At 43.0% G+C, this 22,617-nt stretch carries 17 protein-coding genes and 1 tRNA gene; 13 read left to right on the plus strand and 5 right to left on the minus strand.

All coding sequences use genetic code 11. The features are described 5' to 3' along the window. Positions 1–133: 133 nt before the first annotated feature. From argJ to DESOR_RS01445, 6 genes are all read left to right on the plus strand, one after another. A complete protein-coding gene (gene argJ / locus DESOR_RS01420) occupies positions 134–1,384 on the plus strand; it encodes a bifunctional glutamate N-acetyltransferase/amino-acid acetyltransferase ArgJ (RefSeq protein ID WP_042331788.1) in 1,251 nt (416 codons plus the stop codon). Between the two features lie 19 nt (positions 1,385–1,403). Beyond that, positions 1,404–2,306, plus strand: a complete 903-nt coding sequence (argB, locus tag DESOR_RS01425; RefSeq protein ID WP_014182831.1) for an acetylglutamate kinase — start codon at positions 1,404–1,406, stop codon at positions 2,304–2,306. Next, positions 2,307–3,512, plus strand: a complete 1,206-nt coding sequence (locus tag DESOR_RS01430; protein WP_014182832.1) for an acetylornithine transaminase — start codon at positions 2,307–2,309, stop codon at positions 3,510–3,512. It abuts the gene before it with no gap. A 57-nt stretch (positions 3,513–3,569) separates the two neighbouring features. Further along, a complete protein-coding gene (carA, locus tag DESOR_RS01435) occupies positions 3,570–4,670 on the plus strand; it encodes a glutamine-hydrolyzing carbamoyl-phosphate synthase small subunit (protein WP_014182833.1) in 1,101 nt (366 codons plus the stop codon). Next, the gene (gene carB / locus DESOR_RS01440; protein ID WP_014182834.1) at positions 4,660–7,854 is read left to right on the plus strand and encodes a carbamoyl-phosphate synthase large subunit; all 3,195 of its coding nucleotides are present in this window, start codon (positions 4,660–4,662) and stop codon (positions 7,852–7,854) included. Before carA ends, carB begins: the two co-directional genes overlap by 11 nt. Positions 7,855–8,053: 199 nt before the next feature. After that, the gene (locus tag DESOR_RS01445; RefSeq protein WP_014182835.1) at positions 8,054–8,914 is read left to right on the plus strand and encodes a YitT family protein; all 861 of its coding nucleotides are present in this window, start codon (positions 8,054–8,056) and stop codon (positions 8,912–8,914) included. A 137-nt stretch (positions 8,915–9,051) separates the two neighbouring features. Here the strand turns inward: DESOR_RS01445 and DESOR_RS01450 are convergent, their stop codons facing one another. Next, positions 9,052–10,125: a zinc ribbon domain-containing protein gene (locus tag DESOR_RS01450; protein WP_014182836.1), complete on the minus strand. Its 1,074-nt coding sequence runs from the start codon at positions 10,123–10,125 to the stop codon at positions 9,052–9,054. 178 nt (positions 10,126–10,303) lie between these two features. Between DESOR_RS01450 and argF the strand changes: the two genes are divergently transcribed. From argF to DESOR_RS01485, 6 genes are all read left to right on the plus strand, one after another. Then, a complete protein-coding gene (gene argF, locus DESOR_RS01455; RefSeq protein WP_014182837.1) occupies positions 10,304–11,248 on the plus strand; it encodes an ornithine carbamoyltransferase in 945 nt (314 codons plus the stop codon). Positions 11,249–11,361: 113 nt separating this feature from the next. Further along, complete coding sequence (locus tag DESOR_RS01460; RefSeq protein WP_014182838.1) at positions 11,362–12,570, plus strand: argininosuccinate synthase; 1,209 nt, start codon at positions 11,362–11,364, stop codon at positions 12,568–12,570. Between the two features lie 62 nt (positions 12,571–12,632). After that, positions 12,633–14,015, plus strand: coding sequence for an argininosuccinate lyase (gene argH, locus DESOR_RS01465; protein WP_014182839.1), 1,383 nt, complete (start codon positions 12,633–12,635; stop codon positions 14,013–14,015). 536 nt (positions 14,016–14,551) lie between these two features. Beyond that, positions 14,552–15,994 (plus strand): nicotinate phosphoribosyltransferase, encoded by a 1,443-nt coding sequence (locus tag DESOR_RS01475; RefSeq protein ID WP_014182840.1) that lies wholly within the window; start codon positions 14,552–14,554, stop codon positions 15,992–15,994. Between the two features lie 18 nt (positions 15,995–16,012). Further along, the gene (nadE, locus tag DESOR_RS01480) at positions 16,013–16,786 is read left to right on the plus strand and encodes an NAD(+) synthase (protein ID WP_014182841.1); all 774 of its coding nucleotides are present in this window, start codon (positions 16,013–16,015) and stop codon (positions 16,784–16,786) included. A 1-nt stretch (position 16,787) separates the two neighbouring features. After that, entirely contained in the window at positions 16,788–17,351 is a 564-nt protein-coding gene (locus tag DESOR_RS01485) for a 5' nucleotidase, NT5C type (RefSeq protein WP_014182842.1), read from the plus strand. A 62-nt stretch (positions 17,352–17,413) separates the two neighbouring features. Here DESOR_RS01485 and murC read toward each other — a convergent pair whose 3' ends face one another. The 4 genes from murC to DESOR_RS01505 form a co-directional block, all read right to left on the minus strand. Beyond that, positions 17,414–18,766 (minus strand): UDP-N-acetylmuramate--L-alanine ligase, encoded by a 1,353-nt coding sequence (gene murC / locus DESOR_RS01490; protein WP_042331790.1) that lies wholly within the window; start codon positions 18,764–18,766, stop codon positions 17,414–17,416. Positions 18,767–18,873: 107 nt separating this feature from the next. Further along, positions 18,874–19,512, minus strand: a complete 639-nt coding sequence (locus tag DESOR_RS01495; protein WP_014182844.1) for a cytochrome b/b6 domain-containing protein — start codon at positions 19,510–19,512, stop codon at positions 18,874–18,876. 56 nt (positions 19,513–19,568) lie between these two features. Then, complete coding sequence (locus DESOR_RS01500) at positions 19,569–20,972, minus strand: nickel-dependent hydrogenase large subunit (protein ID WP_014182845.1); 1,404 nt, start codon at positions 20,970–20,972, stop codon at positions 19,569–19,571. An 11-nt stretch (positions 20,973–20,983) separates the two neighbouring features. After that, a complete protein-coding gene (locus DESOR_RS01505; protein ID WP_014182846.1) occupies positions 20,984–22,102 on the minus strand; it encodes a hydrogenase small subunit in 1,119 nt (372 codons plus the stop codon). Positions 22,103–22,407: 305 nt separating this feature from the next. On the opposite strand from DESOR_RS01505, the gene DESOR_RS01510 reads away from it, so the two are divergent. Continuing rightward, positions 22,408–22,482, plus strand: a tRNA-Thr gene (locus tag DESOR_RS01510). The last annotated feature ends 135 nt before the right edge of the window (positions 22,483–22,617 follow it).

Here is a 22,617-nt window from a genome sequence, read left to right on the forward strand (position 1 = left end):
AATGTTACACAGGAATAGTTGCTGCTTATACCTCTAATGATGTTGATGCCAGCCAGGACAAGGGATACAATTAGAAATTAGAGTGATCATGAGCAAAGAACTATTCAAAGGAGAGTGCAGTATAGTGAATAACATGGAAACGGCTTGGAAGTTAACGAACGGTGGTATTGCAGCCCCCAGAGGGTTTTATGCGGCGGGTGTCCAAGCAGGTATTAAATATAAGGATAAGTATGATGTTGCCTTGATTTTTTCAGACATTCAGGCTCAGGCAGCAGCCGTTTACACTAAAAATGTGGTTAAAGCCCACCCTTTATATTTAACCCAGCGGCATCTGGAAAATGGCTTGGCACGAGCCATTGTTGTGAACAGCGGTAATGCCAACGCTTGTGTAGGTGAGTTTGGCGACCAGGCAGCGTACTCGATGGCTGAAGTGGCAGGCATGTTTTTAGCAGTACAGCCTGAGGATGTATTGGTGGCTTCGACAGGAGTCATTGGTGTTGAGATGCCTCTTGACCGGGTCTTGAACGGGATTCGAGTAGCCAGTTCACAACTTTTAAACGATGTTGTAAAAGGAATCCGAGGGCGAAAGGAAGAGGCTGACGAAGGTGCCCATCGAGCTGCTCTGGCGATTATGACAACAGATACCATGGTCAAGGAATATGCCTATGAACTGCCCTGTTCCCAGGGAGGGTCAATTCATCTTGGCGCAATCGCTAAAGGGTCGGGGATGATCCATCCCAATATGGGGACAATGTTGGGATTTTTAACAACTGACGCTTTCCTGCCTGCGGAAGAATTACAGAACATCCTCCGTGAGGCTGTAGATGAAAGCTTTAATATGGTAACTGTCGATGGAGATACAAGTACCAATGACATGGTTGTGATGATGGCCAATGGTGCTTCAGGTATCACATTGAGTGAAGAAGATCATTCAAATTTTGTGAAAATGGTCAAATCAATGTGTATTCGCTTGGCAAAAGATATTGCCAGAGATGGAGAAGGCGCCAGCAAGTTAATGGAGGTTTATGTATCCGGAGCTAATACTAAAGACGATGCCCGCAAAATTGCCCGCAGTGTTTGCGGCTCCAGCTTGGTTAAAGCTGCTCTCTTTGGAGCGGATGCTAATTGGGGACGGATATTGACGGCAGCAGGATACTCCGGGGCAGAGTTTGATCCAAATAAAGTGGATGTCTATCTGGGTAGTTTAAGTGTGGCTCAGGGAGGGAAAGGGGTCTCCTTTTCAGAAGAGAAGGCAAAAGAAATTTTGGAATTAAAAGAGGTTCAAATCAGCTTAAATCTGCATAGCGGAGAAGATCGGGCAACTGCTTGGGGCTGTGATCTAACCCATGAGTACGTAACCATCAATGGAAGTTATCGAACCTAAGACGTTGGAGGTGACAGAGATGACCCCTATGGAACAAGGATTAGGGAAAGCTCGGGTTTTAGTGGAAGCTCTTCCTTATATCCAAAAATTCGCCGGAAAAACCGTAGTTATTAAATATGGCGGCCACGCCATGGTTGATCCAGTATTAAAAGAGTCAGTTATGTTGGATATCCTTCTCTTGCATTCAGTGGGTATTCGACCTGTGCTGGTTCATGGCGGCGGACCGGAAATCAACTCGATGCTAAAGAAGGTAGGAATTGAAAGTCAGTTTGTTCAAGGCCTGAGGGTAACCGATGCCCAGACAATGGAGATTGCTCAAATGGTTTTATTAGGAAAGCTGAATGCAGAAATGGTATCTCTTCTTAATCGCTTTGGAGGTAAAAGTGTCGGATTATCCGGTAAAGATGCCAAGCTCTTGATGGCGGTAAAAAAGCCGCTGAAGCTGCCTAATAGTTCAGGAAAATTAGAAGATGTCGACTTAGGGCTTGTAGGGCAAATTCATAGTGTTACTCCTGATATCTTGATAACGTTGTTAGGCCAGGGCTACATTCCCGTAATTTCCCCTGTGGCAAGCGGAGAAGCAGGAGAAACCTTCAATGTTAATGCCGATACCGCCGCAGGTAAGATTGCCGAGGCACTTAAAGCAGATAAAATGCTTTTATTAACAGATGTTCGCGGAATACTGAGAGATGTTTCCAATCCTGAATCGTTGATCTCGACAATTTCCAGAGGAGAAGTGGATTCTCTGAAAGAACAAGGGATCTTGAACGGCGGCATGCTGCCTAAAGCGGAGTGTGCGGTCTCTGCCTTAGATAACGGAGTCGGCAGCGTGCATATCATAGACGGACGATTAAGTCATGCTATTTTGTTGGAATTATTTACAGACGGCGGGATTGGCACTATGTTCAAAGGGGATGATTAAATGACAGATAACGATAATACTCAAGCGATGATTAAGCGTGGACAACATGTGGTAATGAATACTTATGGCCGTTTGCCGATGACCATAGTCAAAGGGGCAGGGCCGCTGGTTTGGGATGCAGATGGAAAGCAGTATTTAGATTTTGTGACGGGTTTGGCTGTCAATTCTTTGGGGCATAGTCACCCAGCCATTGTTCATGCTATTCAAGAACAGGCTAAAGAAATTTTACACACCTCAAATATTTATTGGATTCCCAATCAAGTGGCTTTAGCAGAGCGTTTAGTTGAGCATTCCTTTGCCGATAAAGTGTTCTTTTGCAACAGCGGCGCAGAAGCTAATGAAGCAGCTTTCAAACTTGCCCGCAAATATGCTAAGAAGCATTTTGGATCCCATAAATATGAGGTTGTTTCCCTGGAAAACTCATTTCACGGTCGAACACTGGTCACGCTTACCTTGACAGGGCAAACAAAATATCAGGATGGATTTGACCCCCTTCCCAATGGTTTCACATACGCTGCTATCAATGATATTGAGGGACTAAGGGCAAAGGTGGGCAATAACACGGCGGCTGTCTTTATTGAGCCCATTCAAGGAGAAGGCGGGGTAATACCTGCTTCTGATGAGTTTCTTCGGGAAGCCCGGGCGTTGTGTGATCAATACGGAGCCTTGTTGATTTTCGATGAGGTTCAGTGCGGAGTCGGACGAACAGGGAAGCTTTTTGCTTATGAGTGGAGCGGTGTGGTTCCGGACATTATGACCCTGGCCAAAGCTTTAGGCGGGGGTGTGCCGATTGGAGCAATGCTGGCAACGGATAAAGTTGCTCAAGCCTTTCAGCCGGGAGATCACGCGTCAACCTTTGGGGGTAATCCCTTGGCCACTGGGGCAGGGTGCGCCGTCTTAGATGTAATGTTAACAGAGGGCTTTTTCGAAGACGTCAGGGAGCGAGCCGCTTATTTCCAAGCAGGACTAGAACAATTGGCTCAAAGATATCAGACAGGCGGAACTGTCCGAGGAAAAGGATTTATAGTGGGCTTGCCCGTTTCTAAGTTGGGGCCGGAGATCGTTCAGGCGTGTTTGGAAAAGGGACTCTTAATCAACTGTGTTGGAGGAAAAATTTTACGTTTCCTTCCCCCGCTTATTGTCCAAAAACCAGAGATCGATCATGCCTTGCAAATATTAGATGAAGTTTTCGCCATGATTTGGTAAAAACATGAGGTCAGGTAGAAAGACGTATCTTTAATACTGGTTAAAGGAGGGATGGAAATGAAAGCAGCACTTATACTTGAGACAGGAAAAATATTAATAGGGGAATCTTTTGGAGCAGCCGGAGAGTCTTTTGGAGAAGTGGTCTTCAATACAGGAATGACCGGCTATCAAGAAGTGTTAACCGATCCATCCTATGCTGGTCAAATAGTTTGCATGACCTATCCCCTGATAGGTAATTACGGGATCAACCGAGCTGATAACCAATCGGATAAACCTCAAGTCCAAGGATTTATTGTCAAGGAAGCCGCACGTAACCCCAGTCACTGGCAAATGGAAAAAAATATTTCCAGAACATTGGCTCAGTCCGGTGTTGTGGGTATCAAGGGAATTGATACCCGCGCCTTAACAAGAATTATTCGGGAACATGGGGTTTTGAGGGGCTTGATCACAACCGACGTCAATAGCCTGGATGAAGGGTCTGCCCGCTTGAAAGTGTGGTCTGTTCCTGCTGATGTTGTGGCTAAGGTTAGTACGTCCAAACCTTATTCCCTGCCTGCAATCCACTCAGATAAAGAGTCATTTCATGTTGTTGTCATGGATTTTGGCATAAAACGAAATATCTTAACAGCAATGCAAGAAAGCGGCTTTCATTTGACGGTTGTTCCCTATAACACTCCTACAGAACAAATCCTTAAACTCCAGCCAGATGGTATCTTTCTTTCAAATGGACCGGGAGACCCTAAGGAAGTGGGCGTTGGAATTGAAACAATTCAAGGGCTGATAGGTAAACGACCGATTTTCGGTATTTGCCTTGGGCATCAGCTTTTATCTCTTGCCTTAGGGGGAGACACTTATAAGATGAAATTTGGGCATCGGGGCGGCAATCAACCAGTGCAGGAGCTGGAATCCAAACGAGTAACCATTACGTCACAAAATCACGGTTATGCTATTTCGGAAGAGAGCTTAGATAAAACCCCCTTGTACGTAACCCACCGGAACCTTAATGATCAGAGCGTGGAAGGAGTCAAGCACCTAGATCTGCCCGTTTTTTCCGTTCAGTATCATCCGGAGGCCGGACCTGGACCGAGTGAATCTCTTTATCTTTTTAGTGAGTTTGCACAATTAATGAAGGAATGGAGGGCTAATTATGCCTCTTAATCCGGCCTGGAAAAAGGTCCTTGTCATTGGGTCGGGGCCGATTGTAATTGGGCAAGCTGCAGAATTTGACTATGCGGGGACTCAAGCCTGCAGAGCGCTGCGTGAAGTAGGATTTGAAGTAGTACTTGTTAACAGTAATCCCGCAACGATTATGACGGATGTTAAAACGGCTGATATTACTTATATTGAGCCCTTGCTGCCTGAGGTGTTAGAACGGATTATCAGCAAGGAGCACCCGGATGCTCTGCTGCCCACATTAGGGGGTCAGACGGGTCTTAATTTGGCCATGGAATTGGAACGCAGCGGACTTTTAAAACAATACGATGTCGATCTCATTGGCTGTGATTCTGAAACCATTTACAAAGCAGAAGACAGGGACGCTTTTAAAGAAACCATGCTTGCTTTGGGAGAACCTGTGGCAGAGAGCGTTATCGTAACTACCTTGCAAGAGGGGGAAACATTTGCAGAACTGCAAGGGTTTCCGCTGATTGTTCGTCCCGCATATACCCTTGGAGGAACGGGTGGAGGGATTGTAAAAAACTCTAAACAATTAGAAGAAGTTTTACAAAAAGGCCTTCAGGCAAGTCCTATCGGACAATGCCTTTTAGAAAGAAGTGTTTCCGGCTGGAAGGAAATCGAATATGAAGTGATGCGAGATGCGGCGGATAATTGCATAACCATATGCAACATGGAAAACATCGATCCCGTAGGTATTCATACTGGGGATAGTATTGTTGTTGCACCTTCGCAGACCTTAAGTGATGTAGAATATCAGATGCTGCGAGCCTCATCATTGAAAATTATTCGTGCCTTGGGAGTAAACGGCGGCTGCAATGTTCAATTTGCTTTGAATCCTGCCAGCCGGGAGTATGTCGTTATTGAAGTTAATCCCAGGGTCAGCCGCTCGAGTGCTCTGGCCTCCAAAGCGACAGGATACCCCATAGCCAAAATGGCAGCTCTTTTGTCTGTAGGCTTTACCCTTCCCGAATTGACAAACCCGGTAACCGGACACACCAGTGCCTGTTTTGAACCTGCCCTGGACTATGTGGTGGTTAAATTCCCCAGATGGCCCTTTGATAAATTCCCCGCGGCAGACCATCGCTTGGGTACACAAATGAAAGCAACGGGAGAAGTCATGGCCATGGAGCGTACCTTAGAAGCGGCACTCCTGAAAGCTACCCGTTCCTTGGAAGTCGGTACAGTAGGTCTTCGGATTAAAGCTTCCGGGGGCTGGACGGAGATGGAGATTGAGGATAAGCTTTCTTCCGCTGATCATGAGCGTTTCTTTGCCATTCCTGAAGCCTTCCGCAGGGATTGGACTATTCTCGAGGTTCAGCGGCTTACTCAAATTGATCCCTTTTATTTGTATAAAATCAAAGAGTTGGTTTCTCTGGAACAGCGGTTGCAAAATGAGCCCCTAACCACCGAATTGTTGCGCTTAGCAAAAGTCTTGGGATTTTCTGATTTAGCAATTGCCAAGCTGACAGGATGTTCGGAAGAAACCGTTCGCGACATGCGCATGGACCATGAAATTGTTCCCGTTTATAAAACTGTTGACACCTGTGCCGCTGAGTTTGCTTCAGCAACCCCTTATTATTACTCCAGTTATGAGGAAGAGGATGAGGGAAAGGTCAGCAGTAACTCGAAAGTAGTCGTCCTAGGTTCAGGGCCTATTCGGATTGGCCAGGGAATTGAATTTGATTATTGCTCTGTACACGCACTTTCGGCCTTGCAGGATGCAGGGGTAGAAGCCATTATGATTAATAATAATCCGGAAACAGTCTCAACCGATTTTGATATTGCTGATAAGTTGTACTTTGAACCGCTGACGGTTGAAGATGTTCTGCATGTCCTGAATAAGGAAAGAGCAGATGGAGTCTTAGTACAATTTGGAGGACAAACGGCCATTAATTTAGCGGGACGTTTAAAACAAGCCGGAGTTGAAGTATTAGGGACTCCTGTGGATGCCATTGATATGGCAGAGGATCGAGAACGTTTTGCCGAGTTGTTAAGCAATCTAGGAATCCCCCAATCGGAAGGACGAAGTGTTACCTCTATAAATCAGGCCAAACAAATTGCCGAAGAACTTGAATTTCCGGTGATTGTCCGCCCATCTTACGTCATTGGAGGGCGGGCTATGCAAGTGGTAGAGAACTTGGCACAACTGGAAGATTATTTGAATAGGGCAATTTATTTATCTCCGGAACATCCGATTCTTGTGGATCGTTATTTAGATGGCAAAGAAGTGGAAATCGATGCTGTCTCCGATGGTGAGACAACAGTAATAGCGGGTATCATGGAACATATAGAGCGGGCGGGAGTCCATTCGGGGGATAGCCTGGCAGTTTATCCGCCCCAGAGTTTAACACGGGTTGAAATTGAACAAATCCAGGATTTCACCTGTCGGCTGGCTGAAGGAGTAGGAATTAAGGGACTCATTAATATTCAATTTGTTGTCGTACGCGGTAAAGTCTATGTTTTGGAGGTTAACCCTCGAGCAAGCCGGACCGTGCCGATTTTATCCAAAGTTACGGGTATTCCTTTAGTTAACTTGGCAGTCCAAGTTTCCCTAGGCAAAACCTTGAAAGAAATGGGTTATACTCATGGACTTGCTCCTGAAGTGCCTTTTGTTGTGGTTAAAGCCCCTGTCTTTTCCTTTGAAAAGTTGACTAAAGTCGAAACATCCTTGGGACCAGAAATGAAGTCCACAGGAGAGGTTATGGGCATGGACACCCAATTTGGCCATGCTTTAGCCAAGGCCTTTGCCGCTTCCAGGATTCCCTTGCCTAAGGACGGGAATATTTTAGTCTCTGTAGCGGAAAATGACCGCCCTGAAGCCATTACTTTGGCGCGGCAACTAGCTCAGTTAGGCTTTGGAGTCAAGGGAACCGGAGATACGGCTAAGGCTTTAGCTTTGTGTGGTGTTAATGCGGAAGTGGTCAATGAATCCAGCGACGCTCTTCAAGAAGCCATTCGGAAACGGGAGTTTTCTTTCATTCTCAGCACTTCCAGCAAAGGGTCCCCGGAGAGAACCGGGTATCTCTTGAGAAGATTGGCTGCTGAACATGGAGTGCCCTGCTTCTCATCTATGGATACTACGAAAGCGGTTGTCCGAGCACTGCAGGAGATTCGAAGCAACACATCCCCACAGGTTCTTTCACTGCAGGAGTATCTCATGATGTAGGGACAAGAAATTATGAGCGTTTGAAAGGGGTCGTAACGAAGGTTGTTTTGTTACGACCTTTTCATTATAAAAATTCAGGATGTATCCAATAGTTAGTATAACTTTAATTAGATTCGTTATTAGGTTATAATTATAAATAAAGTTTATATTATGCGAATGTGGGCATTTGTGGAATTTGTTAAAAGGAAGTGCATGATTATTGAAAAACAAGAAACAAAGTATTAAATTCATTCTTAAAAAATTTCTTTTTCTATTTTTAGGATCTGCTTTGGCAGGAATAGGCTTAGAAATCTTTTTGATTCCAAACAATGTTATTGACGGAGGCATTGTTGGTATATCAATCATGGCAGCATATCTTACTCAATGGCCCGTAGGATTATTTATATTTGTATTAAACATTCCCTTTTTTATTTTTGGCTACTTGCAAATTGGAAAGTCCTTTGCCATTTCTACAGTATTTTCAGTAGCCATGTTGTCAATGTGGGTCAGTGTCTTACATCCGGTACCAGGAATAACTCAGGATGTATTCTTAGCATCTATTTTTGGTGGTGTCATACTTGGAAGTGGAGTAGGACTGATTATTCGATATGGCGGTTCTTTAGATGGGACAGAAATTATTGCTATTGTCTTAGATAAGAAAACCGTGTTTTCTGTTGGAGAAATTGTTATGTTTTTTAACCTTTTTATACTAAGCAGTGCAGGGCTGATATTTGGCTGGGATAGAGCTATGTATTCTCTTGTCGCTTACTTTATAGCATTTAAAGTAATTGACATTACTATCGAAGGGCTAGACGAATCTAAGGAAGTTATGATTATTTCGGATAAAGACGAGGAAATAAGCAAAGTACTCATGGCCAGATTAGGAAGAGGGGTCACTCTCTTACAAGGTAAAGGCGGGTATAGCGGGGACTCCAAGAGTGTATTATATTGCGTTGTAACACGCTTAGAAATCGCAAAGTTAAAATCTATGATTACTGAGATTGATGAAAACGCTTTTATCACAATTAGCAGTGTCCATGAAGTAATGGGTGGGCGATTTAAAAAGAAGGCAATTCACTAGCAATTGCGGATGCAATAATTGTGTAAAAGCTGAAAATAATATAAAATTAAATTGTAAAGCATCAATAAAAAGCTCCTACTGGAGTTGATCTCAGTAGGAGCTTTTTGCTTGAAGAGGTAAAAAAATAGAACTAGTTATTAATGGAGTTTTGTTCCGCACTGTGGACAGTATGCTGTGCCAGTATTAGGTGATCCGCAGGAGGGACAAAATGGAGTATTATCATCAGGATCAGAAGGTAAGGGATTTTTCTTTTGTAAATCTATTTTGGGCGGGTCAGGCTTGTTATCATCCGTGAATTGGGTTCCGGAGGGGGCAGTATTGGCCGTCAACGATTCGAAGTCTGTCGCAGTATATATTATGTAAGTATCTTCGAGAGATAGGACCCATACGATAGCTAAGATAGCTATAAAGGGGCTAACGGCAAAGGTAGCAATTCCCGCTAATCCTTGGGAAATCCTTGTCAGAATGTCCAGGGCTATTTCTATCAAAATAAACGTGCCTATGTATCCCCAAAGGGCTCCCATATGATTTTTAAAAAACGTCCAGCTTCCATGGAGGGCTTCACTAAAGGGTTGCTCTTGGTGAATCAAAAGATAAATTCCGGATGAGATAATCCATGGCAAAGTATACAAAGCGATAGCTATAATCAAGAGAGCGTAGATAACTGAGTAAATCATGACGAGGGGACCTGCATGAAGTCTTAACGTGACAGCTCCGCTTATCCCGATAGCAAAGATAATTAGCTGAATTATGATGAGTAATGCTTGCCAGCTCATGGTACGAAGCAAACCTTTAAAGCTGAAATCTCTAAAGCCTACACTGTCATGATAAGCCTTTGCCGTTAAATTGAAGATGCCAGTATAAAAAGCTGCTCCTGCCAGCCAGCAGACAATCAAGATTAAGAGCAGAGTTCCGGCTGTATGCTTTAGGAAGGGTAAGAACTGAGAGAGACTTTGTATGCTTCCATAGAAGTGAAAGGGGGCTAGACCCACTGAGGGAGGTATACCTGGGACAGGCATATCTGAAGAAAAAGTTCCTAAGAAACTATGGATATTTGGAAAGATCCAGCGCAGCTGTTCAAGTACTCCTAAAGCCATGGCAATGAGGGCAACCATACCAGCGCCAAAGAAGATGAGTATCCAGCCATACAAGGGCAGGGCTTCACGTTTAAATGTTGTCCATGCCAATTTCATGCGATCAGACCAGGTCATGTACTATTACCTCCTAAAAGTGATGATGGTTAACATTAATTTTCGCCATAAGTGCATTTTTGTCCTGCGTTTGAACTAGCTTGATAAGTCGTAATTTTGGATAAAGGAATTGCAGATTTTTCTATTGAATTATTATGCATTAATGTGTATAATAATTCATATCAAAGGAGTGGGTGTAATGAAAACAATAGATAAGTCATTATTTAAAGGACGAGATTTTATTTCCCTTCACGATTTCAGTCAAGAAGAATTAAGTTTCATTTTAGAGGTTGCTAAAGACCTTAAAGCAGAGCAAAAAGCTGGACGCCCGCATCCGATTCTTCAAGGAAAAACTTTGGGCATGGTATTCACTAAATCATCGACACGGACACGCGTATCCTTTGAAGTCGGTATGTACCAACTTGGGGGGCATGCCCTTTTTCTCAGCGGACGAGATATACAATTAGGCCGAGGAGAGCCTATTTCTGATACAGCACGTGTTCTTTCAAGAATGGTGGACGGCATTATGATTCGAACCTTTAGCCATCAGGAAGTCTTAGAACTGGCTGAATATGCTTCGATTCCAATTATTAATGGTCTTACAGATCTACTGCATCCTTGCCAGGTCTTAGCTGACCTCATGACCATTCAGGAGCATAAAGGCCGCCTAGAGGGACTAAAAATGGCCTACGTTGGAGATGGAAACAACATGGCACATTCTCTGATGTTTGGCGGGGCAAAAATGGGACTGCATGTTGTGATCGCTTCCCCTCAAGGCTACAAACCGGATTCCTCAATCATTGCTTTGGCCCAGGCCGATGCTAAAGCAAATGGAGGCTTAATTGAAGTAGTAGATGACCCCTCAGAGGCTGTAAAAGGCGCCGATGTGCTTTACACGGATGTTTGGGCAAGTATGGGTCAAGAAGCAGAGACCAGCGTGCGAATGGAGGCGTTTAAAGGCTATCAGATCAATTCGGATTCGCTAAAGCTAGCTAATGACGCAGCCATTGTTTTGCACTGTTTACCTGCTCACCGCGGAGAGGAAATCACCGAGGATGTAATTGAAGGGGCTCAGTCCGTTGTTTTTGATGAAGCAGAAAATCGTCTTCACGCCCAAAAAGCTGTTATGGCTTTAGTAATGTAGCCAAACCATTTTATTATTTGATATTTGTCCTTGATCTGCGTGTAATCTTAAAAATATAGTAGTATACTATACACAAAACTTGGACACTTAATTTAATAAGAGGGAGATTAGAAATGAAAAAAGTTGTTTTAGCATACTCTGGTGGTTTAGATACCTCCATTATTATTCCCTGGCTTAAAGAAACTTATGGGTATGAAGTTATCGCCATGTCCGCGGACTTGGGACAAGGAGAAGAGCTAGCTCCTCTCCAAGAGAAAGCCATTAAAAGTGGTGCGAGTAAACTTTATATAGAAGACCTTAGAGAGGAATTTCTCACGGATTTTGTGTTTCCAACTCTGAAAGCCGGTGCAGTCTATGAAGGGAGCTACCTTTTAGGAACTTCCTTTGCTCGTCCGTTAATAGCTCGCCGTCTAGTGGAGATTGCCGAAAAGGAAGGCGCAGTTGCCATTGCTCACGGCGCAACGGGTAAAGGAAACGATCAAGTGAGATTTGAACTTAGTGTCAAAGCCCTTAATCCGGATTTGGAAATTATTGCTCCCTGGCGGCTTTGGAATCTAAAGTCTCGAGAAGATTGCATCGATTATGCTCAAGCGAGGGGAATTCCTGTTCCGGTCACTAAGGACCGTCCCTACAGTATGGACCGCAACCTTTGGCATTTAAGCCATGAAGGAGGAGATCTGGAAAATCCATGGAATGAACCCAAACGTGATTTATATTTACTAGGGGTTTCTCCTGAGGATGCACCAGATGAACCCACCTACCTTGAACTTGGTTTTGAACAAGGGGCTCCTACTTCTTTAAATGGGGAAAAAATTGCTCCTGTAGCCTTGTTAGAGACTCTAAATCAACTAGGCGGTAAAAATGGGATTGGAATCGTAGATATGGTTGAAAACCGACTTGTAGGTATGAAATCACGGGGTGTTTACGAAACACCTGGCGGAACCATTCTCTATATGGCTCATCAGGCATTGGAGCGTCTGACCCTTGATCGATTAACCCTTCATTACAAAGAACAAATTGCTTTAAAGTATGCTGAGCTTGTGTATGATGGTGTATGGTACTCTCCTCTTCGTGAAGCATTAGATGCCTTTGTTAATGTCACTCAGAAAAACGCAACAGGTACTGTTCGAGTGAAATTATACAAAGGAAATTGCACTTTAGCAGGTGTAAAATCCCCTTACTCCCTCTATAATGAAGCCTTTGCAACCTTTGGAGAAGACGGCGTGTATGATCAGAAAGATGCCGGAGGATTTATCAACCTCTTTGGGTTGCCACTTAAGGTAAGAGCATTAATGGAGAAAGAGTCAGGGTTGCGAAAATAAGGTTGAAAGATTAGCGCCGGCACCCGGCGCTTTCTTATAGTCAGAAGAAAGGGAGATGCAACGTGAAGCTTTGGGGCGGACGATTTGAAAAAAGTACCGAAGGGTTGGTAGAGGATTTCCATTCTTCAATTCGTTTTGATCAGCGTCTTTATAAACAAGATATTCAAGGAAGTATTGCCCATGCAAAAATGCTGGGATATGTCGGAGTTATTTCTGAATCAGAAGTCAATCAATTGGTACAAGGATTAGACGAGATTCTTGGAGATATTGAAGCAGGAAAAGTTGAGTTTGAAATTGGTGCCGAAGACATTCATATGAATGTTGAGAAGCTTTTAACGGAGCGGATAGGATCCGTTGGCAAGAAACTACATACCGGACGCAGCCGCAATGATCAGGTAGCATTGGATTTAAGATTATTTTTAAAAACAGAGATCGACCAAACCAAATCCTTATTACAGAACTTAATTCAAACTCTTCTTCAGCTGTCAGAAGAACATCTGGAAACCTGGATGCCTGGATATACCCATTTACAAAAGGCACAGCCAATTACACTAGCTCACCACCTTATGGCTTATGTGCAAATGTTTCTGCGTGATGTTGGTCGACTTAAAGATACGAGAAAACGCTTAAATATATCACCACTAGGGTCGGGAGCTATGGCGGGGACGACTTTTCCCTTGGATCGAGGGCAAGTAGCAAGGGAACTGGAACTTGATGGAGTTACTTTGAATAGTTTGGATGGAGTCAGTGATCGGGATTTTGCTTTAGAATTTTTAGCGGCGGCCTCTATCCTGATGATGCATTTAAGCAGACTATGCGAGGAACTTGTGATTTGGTCAAGTGGGGAATTTCAGTTTATCTCCATGGATGATGGCTATTCCACTGGGTCAAGTATTATGCCTCAAAAGAAAAACCCGGATGTGGCAGAATTAGTACGCGGAAAAACCGGACGTGTTTATGGAGATCTGATGGCTCTTTTAACGGTCATGAAAGGATTGCCTTTAGCCTATAACAAAGACATGCAAGAAGATAAAGAACAAGTCTTTGATGCAGTAGATACCATTAAAAAGTGTTTGTTAGTTGTTGAACCAATGCTTTGGACCATGCAAGTACATCGAGATACCATGGCCTCAGGAGCTAAAGGCGGGTTTACCAATGCCACTGACTTGGCAGATTATCTGGCGAAGAAAGGGGTACCCTTTCGAGAAGCTCATGAGTTGGTGGGACGAATTGTATTACAATGCAGCAAAAAGGGAATTGGACTTGAAGATATGAGCTTACAGGAATATCAGGGGCTCTCTCCTATCTTTCAAGAGGATCTGTTCAGTTCGATAGGGATTGAACACTGCGTGAGAGCTCGTAAGATTACAGGGGGCCCTTCTCCGGAAACTGTTGCAGAGGGAATTCGAGAGAGCCGAAAGGTTTTAGAAAAGCTGCTTTGGTAAACTTATAGGGTGTGTATATAGTCCCACTCTGCGGCTAATGCCGAAAAATAAGAGAAGTTCTTGTCTTCAGAGGATATTCCTAGAAAAATAATGATTAATTTGGAACTATGTAAAACAAAGGAGAGACGATACGGGTATAGGGTTACCAGAAACTTTGTACTATTTACCGATAAAGGCCTTTTTTACTTTAGTATTCAACAAAATGAGAAAATAGCTGTGTATAATGTGGATAAATCTGTGGATAAAGTAACTTAAGAATCTTTTTTAAGGTGGATAAGTTTGGATAGATAGTAGATAACCTAGTTAGTTTTGTGGATAAATACGATTGGGTTTCTTGATAATTCGACATAAGAGTATATAAAAACCTAAAGCAAGGGCCTTTAGGTTTTTATTTTAGTGAAAAGCAGGAGAAACTTGTCTAAGGGTCGAAATTCTCAGGCATAATTTTTTATGTATGATTTTATTAACATATTGCATCCTATAACTATAAACCTTTACTTACAGGATGTGTGATACTAAGAAATGAGGCTCAATTAATGGAAAATCGAACTATGTTGACGGATCTCTATCAATTGACGATGATGCAGGGACATTTAATGAACGGGTCCCAAAATAAAGAAGCAGTATTTGATGTTTATTTTCGCTCCCTACCCTTTAAAGGAGGATATGCTCTGGCAGCCGGGTTGGAACAAGTTGTTGAGTATATCGAAAACCTTTCCTTTAAAGAAGAGGATCTGGCGTATTTAAGAAGCTTAAATTTGTTTAATGAGGAATTTATCGAGGAATTAGGAAGCTTTCGTTTCACTGGGGATATTGACGCAATTCCTGAAGGAACTCCTGTTTTTCCGTACGAGCCCCTTTTGAGAGTAAAAGGCCGGATTTTTGAAACTCAGCTTCTGGAGACCGCTATACTTAACTTAGTAAATTTTGAAACTCTTATTGCTACAAAAGCTTCGCGTGTTGTTTCGGCGGCCGATGGAGGAGCAGTTATGGAGTTCGGTTTGCGGAGAGCCCAAGGGCCAGACGCCGGGGTCCTAGGAGCACGGGCAGCTTTTATCGGAGGATGCAAATCCACTTCCAATGTTCAGGCAGGTATGAGGTACGGAATTCCGGTTTCAGGAACCCAGGCTCATAGCTGGATTCAATGTTTTCCGTCAGAATTGGAAGCATTCCGCGCCTATGCTCGCACGTTTCCGGATCTTTGTTTGCTGCTTGTAGATACGTATAATGTGCTTAAATCGGGAGTGCCAAACGCCATCAAAGTGGGATTAGAACTGGAGGCAGAAGGACATCATTTTTTGGGGATTCGATTAGACAGTGGCGACTTAACCTATTTATCTAAAGAAGCTCGTCGAATGCTGGATGAAGCAGGACTTAAAGAGGCTATTATTGTTGCTTCAAATGATTTAGATGAGGAAACAATTTTTGCTATTCGTACCCAAGGGGCGGCGATTAATGCCTGGGGTGTGGGAACGAATTTAATCACTTCCAAGAGCAATCCTACATTAGGGGGAGTTTACAAGCTAGCAGCAGAGGGTGAGCAGGGAGATTTTCAACCGCGCTTAAAGGTTTCGGAAAACGTTAATAAAATTACCAATCCTGGAATTAAGAAAGTTGTGCGATTTTACGACAGAGCTGGAAAGGCAATGGCAGATCTCATTGCTCTGGAGGATGAAGTGTTTGATGAGGGCAAATTACTGACAATTTTTGATCCTATTCAAACCTGGAAAAGAAAAACATTAAGGAATTTTAAAACTAGAGAACTCTTGATACCTGTGTTCAGAGATGGGAATCGAGTGTATAAATTGCCAGATCTCCAGGAAATTCAAGGTTATGCTCAAAAGGAACTAGGTACATTATGGGATGAAGTGAAACGATTGACGAATCCACATCGCTATATCGTCGATTTATCTGCCAATCTTTTTGAGTTAAAGCAACAATTACTTTTGACGATTCACAATGATATTAAAGAAAAATAGACAAGGGGTGGAGTAAACATGTGGACAGATGAAGAATTAGCAGCTCGCATTGAGCAAGCAGTTGATTGGATTCGACAAAAGGTAACTGAGGCAAATGCAAAGGGCGTCGTTGTGGGGATTTCCGGAGGAGTTGACTCGGCAGTCGTTGCCGGACTTTGTGCGCGAGCATTTCCGGATAACTGTGTTGGTGTAATTATGCCTAGTCATTCTAATCCTGAAGACGCTGAAGATGCTTTATGGATTGCCGAAGGATTTGAAATTAGAACTTTGGAAGTTAATTTGAGCGGTGCTCATACCCAAGTAATGGGACAAGTTAAAAAAGGGTTGGAAAGTATGGGCTATGAATTAGTAGCAGAAAAAATGAGCCAGGGAAATTTGAAAGCTCGTTTGCGCATGTCTACGCTCTATGCCGCTGCAAATGCTCTAAACTATTTAGTGGTTGGAACAGATAATGCACCAGAAAGCTATACCGGCTATTTCACGAAATATGGGGACGGCGGAGTTGATATCTTACCCATCAGCTCACTTACCAAAACTGAAGTACGTGCTTGGGCAAGGATATTGGGCCTTCCAATGAGAATTGCAGGTCGTGTTCCCACGGCAGGTCTGTGGCCCGGACAGACCGATGAATCTGAAATGGGGATTACCTATGAGCAAATAGATCGTTATCTGCTTGGGGAAGAAGTTCCAGCAGTAGTCAAAGAACGCATAGAGTCACTTCATCGTCAAAGCGAACACAAACGTCATTTACCGCCAAGTCTTGAGCTCCCTAAAATGGAGAGGCTGGATTAACGTGCGTATTGGAGTCGATATTGATGGTGTCATATCTGATAGCTACCCTCTATGGTTGGATGAATTAAATCGGCATTACGGTAAGAATATACCTTTTGTCGACGATTACAATATGCATTTATCATTTGATGTTAGCCCTGAAGACATGAATGAATTTTTTGAGACAAATGTTGAACGACTGTTGATGAGGCCTGAAGCTATTTCCGGGGCAAGAGAAGGAATAGAGTCTTTGCGTCAGGAAGGCCATGAAATTATTTATGTTACAGCAAGGACCCTTGATCAAGAAGAGCTTACTGCTCATTGGTTTGAACTAAAAGGAATCTATTATAATCAGGTGCTCTTCACTGGTTTTGGCAGCAAGCTGGATGCTGTAAAACAATGGGGAATTGAGGTTTTTATTGAAGATTATCTGGAAAATGCTAAGTTAATTGCCGAATATGGTGTGCCGGTATTTCTTATTGATACGACTTATAACCAAGAGGAGCTTCCTCCGGGCATTACTCGCTGTCATAGCTGGGAAGATATCATTGCCGGTATACGAAAGATTAGCCCCAAAAGTTCTTAACTAAAAGGGCATTTCACCACTTCTGACAGAAGTGGCGAAATGCCCTTTGTTTATTCATTATGTTAGCTGACAATCTCTAACCCGACTTTATAGATATCACCAGCCCCTAAGGTTAAGACCAGATCTTCGGGTCTGAGAGTTTGGTTTAAATAGACTTTGATGTCGTCTAAAGGACCAATATAACGAGCTTGGATTCCTTGCTGCAAAATCATCTCAGCTAAACTTGGTGCAGAAACTGTGTAATGATCAAGCTCTCGGGCTGAAGCAAAAATATCCGCAATGACAACTTCATCAGCCCCTTGAAAAGCTTGAGAGAATTCATGCAAGAGTTTTTCTGTTCTGCTAAAGGTGTGAGGTTGAAAAATTGCACGGATACGACGGTCAGGGAATGAAAGGCGGGCTCCTTCCAATGTCGTACGAATCTCTGTTGGATGATGGGCATAGTCATCAACGATTAAGGCCCCATTAGTATTGCTGCCAATGTGCTCAAACCGCCTTTTTGTACCACTGAACTGACTTAAGCTGGTTAAGATATCTGTTACAGGTATGCCTATTTGATAGCATAAAGCAATGGTAGCCAGAGCATTGAGAATATTATGCCTTCCTGCAACATGAAGATCTAAATTGCCGACATACTGACCTTTGATCATAATCTTCATGGAACTTCTTTCGTCTTTAAAAAGGATGTCAGTTGCTCGTATATCGGCGCTTTCTGAAAGTCCAAACGTTGTAATGGTTGCAGCCGATTTTAGGGACTGTCTGTTTGGATCTTCATCCCAAACGTAAATATGACCGTTCGCAGGTACTTTTTGAGCTAATTCTGCAAATGCTGAGATAACATCATTAAGGTCTTTAAAATAATCTGGGTGATCAAATTCAATATTTGTGATGATCAGATGTTCTGGAGTGTAATTAAGAAAATGTCGGCGATACTCACAGGATTCCGCTAAAAAGTATTCGCCTTTTCCGGCATGTGCATTTCCGCCAATACTTGGGACATCACTGCCAACAACAATGGTGGGATCTAATCCGGTTTGGAGTAAGACAAGGCCCATCATAGCGGTGGTTGTAGTTTTGCCATGAGTTCCGGTTACGCAAATCCCCCGTTTTCTGGCAAGCAAACGTCCCAGGTATTGAGGATAACTTAAGACAGGGATATTTAGTTCAAGAGCTCGGGCTATTTCAGGATGTTTATTAGTATAAGCGGCAGAGGCAACCACTAGGTCTGTATTCTCTACGTTAAGGGGAGAAAAACTTAAAACGGGGATATTGGCGCGTTTCAAGACACTGTCGGTATAGAAACTTTCTTCTACATCGGAGCCGGTTATGGTTGCTCCATCAATCTGAGTGCTTATTTGAGCCAGTGCACTCATTCCTGTACCTTTAATACCTACAAAATGAATATGTAATGACAAGGTGAATCGTCCTTTCATCTATAAAACTCTACCCCCCATTATACCCAAACTTGAGGCAAAAAGTATCATATTATTCAAGGAAATTTTTTACTAGGGTAATTAGAGAGTTATTTTCGTTCGTAACCAGTGAACATAGCCTGAAGACGGCTTATATTTTCGGTTAAACTTAGATATATATGAAGAGGGATTGTTGCCAGAAAATAGATGGAAATCGTAAACTTTGTCCAGCGAATAACTTGGAATCCTCCCACCAATCTCCAGACCCAAACCAGATGCTCTCCTTGCCAGTAAGAAACTAAGCCAAGGAAGCTTGTTGCGAGGAAAAGGAGAATCCAGGAAAAATAAACAAAGACTTGTCCGCTGTTATATTTTCGGCTTGGCGGAGGAGATGGGCGCAAAAAGAGATAATAGGCAATAAGTTTCGGGAATTGTTTAAGATCTTGAACTTTCGGTACTAATGAATCGTCCTTTCGAATAATGGCATCTGAAAGGCGTATTCCGACAAATCCCATTGCCAACCATACAAAAGCTATATGAAATGTAAAAACTTTACTGAATTTCAGGGCCAAGAAGCTGGCCGGCTTGTGTAACTGGAGGCCGGTCAAAATTGTACCGGTTAAACACAGGGTGAACCCCCAATGAAAGATTCTAACCCAGATAGGCTGAGACTGTACAAACGTCCCCTTGATATTAGTCACTTCAAGTTGTCTCTTAAGCTGCTTTCTTAATTTAATATTATGTTTCATGTTGTTAATTTGCCCTTTTAACGTACATTAATTTTTAGAAAAACTTATCTTATTGGTCAGACGGGAATTCTTAATGTTCGGACTTTAGTTCCGTCAAAAATATGAACACTACAAGAAAAACAGGGGTCGAAGGAACGAATAACACGACCTGCTTCGTAAAGATCTTTAGATTGTATTTTCAATCCCAGCAACGATGATTCGCCAACACTTCGTGTTCCTGTTTCATCACGCGCTCCAAAGTTTAAGGCAGAAGGTGTCACTATTTGATAGTGTTTAACTCTCCCATTTTCCACAGACACCCAATGCCCTAAGGACCCTCGCATGGCCTCATGAAGGCCAATTCCGACACCGGAACTTTGCTCCATTTTTAGATTGAGTGTTTCTGCCCGTGGTTCGAGACGGTTAAGCCATTCCAAAGTGGTTTTTGTCAGTTTATTAAGCTCAATCATACGCGCCCATATCCTGCCAATAGTACCGGTGCCGATAATTTCTTCTTTATTTATAATTGCTCGGGCTAAAGGGCCCACTTCTACAGGCTGTCCGCGATAACGAGGGGATTTCACCCAGGTGTATCCTTTAGCTTGACTGCGGTCGGGAACCGTGTCTTCTTCCATAGGATGCAGAGGACCATGTGGCTTATACCAAGCAAATGTAACATCTTCGGTAACATTTTTTTCGTCATAGTTCTCCCTCTTTCCTTGCAGAAGAACCCCTTGCGTAAAAAGGGTACTTCCCTCGGGACTGGGGAAACCACCAACCGACATATAGTTGCCAATTCCTTTGCCAAGCTGGATATATTCAGGATAACGCTCCTTTATCAGAGTCATATCTGGAATAAGTATATCCTCAATAAAGCTAAGGATCTCCATCATATAGCCTCGATAACGGTTTATATTGTCTGCATTAACTTCCATACTTGCTCCACCGGGCACGATTCCATGACCATGAGGGGCTTTGCCCCCAAAAACTGCAAAAGCTGAATGGGCTAATCGGGATATTTCGAAAGATTTAAAATAATGCTCTGTGAGTAAAGTATTTTCCTTTGAAGAAAAGCGTAAATCATATTCAGAATGAGGAATAAAGGGAGCAAGATCCGGGCCACGGAAATAATCCGGCATGATATAGAGGTAGATGTGACGAAGATGGTTTTGGATAATATCGCTGGCGAAAATAAGATTACGCAGCAAAACCCCATTGGGCGGAACTTGCATCCCTAAGGATTGTTCCACAGCTAGAGCAGCAGTAATAGCGTGGGCTGAGGAACAAATGCCGCAGATGCGCTGGGTATAGTAAGGCATATCCAGTGCAGAACGGCCAATGAGAATTTGTTCAAATCCTCGATAAAGAGGATCCGAGATATAGGCATCTTTAATTTCGCCATCTTCCAGCCATGCTTCCACTACCATTGGATTGTGAATTCGGGTCATTGGGAAAATTATTTTCTTTTCCAGAATGGTCACCCCTAATTTGTTTAAGGTTTTTTTAGTCGATATTTGTGAATAGTTTTGACTTTTTTCAAGGCAGGCCGTCGCTTGGTCTTAACGGTGGTCTTCAGTAAATTTTTTTGGATGCGTCCTTTGTAAAGGGATGTGGCCAAATGACCAGTAATAGCAACCGAGGTTAATCCCAGGACTCCAAGCCCAATAGCGTCTGTGTTTGCTTTAGTTCCTCCAGGGAAAGGAATGTCGGGTAAATGAGCGGAGAATGGTGACATTAGATCAGGATACCCAGGTTCGGTACAGCCAATACAAGGTGTGTTACAGCCAATAGGCCAATTAAAACGATCATTCCAACGTCGAATCGGGCAATCCGAGTATGTAACCGGCCCTTTACAGCCTACACGAAATAGACATCCTTTCTGACCTATTTCTGTGGCGAAAACTCCTTGATCATAGTCTTTTCTGCGAGGACAGCGATTATGGACAGTTTCACCATAAAACATTTTTGGACGACCGAATTTCTCTAGTTCAGGTTCACCATATAAGGCCAGATGGAGTAATGTGCCCATGATCCAATCGGGATGAGCAGGACAACCGGAAACGTTGATGACTCTTCGTTCCGGCAGTATGTTTTGAACGCCAGTTGCCTGAGTCGGATTAGGGTAACCGGAAACTGGGCCGCCAAAGGTCGCGCAACTTCCTATAGCCAAAACATATTTGGCTTTGAGGCCTATGCGTCGTACAAGATCAATACCGGTGATTAACTTGCCGTTTTCATATGCGACGTGGTTATAATGACCGTTATCACGCTGGATCATAGAACCTTGAACAATAAGAACGTATTCGTTGGGCATTTTCTCATAGGTCTCCTGAAGAATTCCATACGCAGCATCTCCTTGGACCTGATTCATCACCCAATCACAGCGCCAATCTGTAATGTTTGTGAGAATATCTGAAAAGGTGGGTGTCCATATATTATCTAAGGAAATACTGTCTCCTGTGCAGGATCCAGTTTCAATCATAACGACAGGGAGTTTATTAACCTCTCCTGCAGTAACGGCTTCAGCTAGAGGAGGAGAAATAAGTTGACAGAAATTCCCCAGCACAGCACCTTTAATAACTAATTTAAAAAAGTCTCGTCTGCTAAGCATGTTTAATCCTCCCTAAATGGGTATTATTTCCCAAAGAAAGAGATTAAACTCAAAAAAGCAAAAATAACAAAAAAGTAGGACTTCAGAGTCTGCTATCCACACCTTGGTCATGGAACTCGTTACATATGTAATCAGTTAGAATTAATTTAATAGCACTGTATACCATACATAAAATTAGGTAGTTAGAGTTTTTTACCCGACACAAAAAACTTGAATTTTACTATCTTTTTCTTAACAAACTAATAGACTTGTGTTATACTATTAAAGTTAAATAAACACCCTATTTTTCGTGTAACGATTTTCATGCCGATGTGGCTCAGAGGTAGAGCAGCTCACTCGTAATGAGCAGGTCGTCGGTTCGATTCCGACCATCGGCTCCACAGGAAACGTAGACCCCGCAAGCGATTGCGGGGTTTTGTATTTTCTGGAGGTAGGCTGATCCCTTATTATCAGTTATGTACTCCGCATCAATACCCCGTCCATCGATATTAATTTTAACATCATTTAATGGTGCT

The organism is Desulfosporosinus orientis DSM 765, assembly GCF_000235605.1.
GTDB lineage: Bacteria > Bacillota > Desulfitobacteriia > Desulfitobacteriales > Desulfitobacteriaceae > Desulfosporosinus > Desulfosporosinus orientis.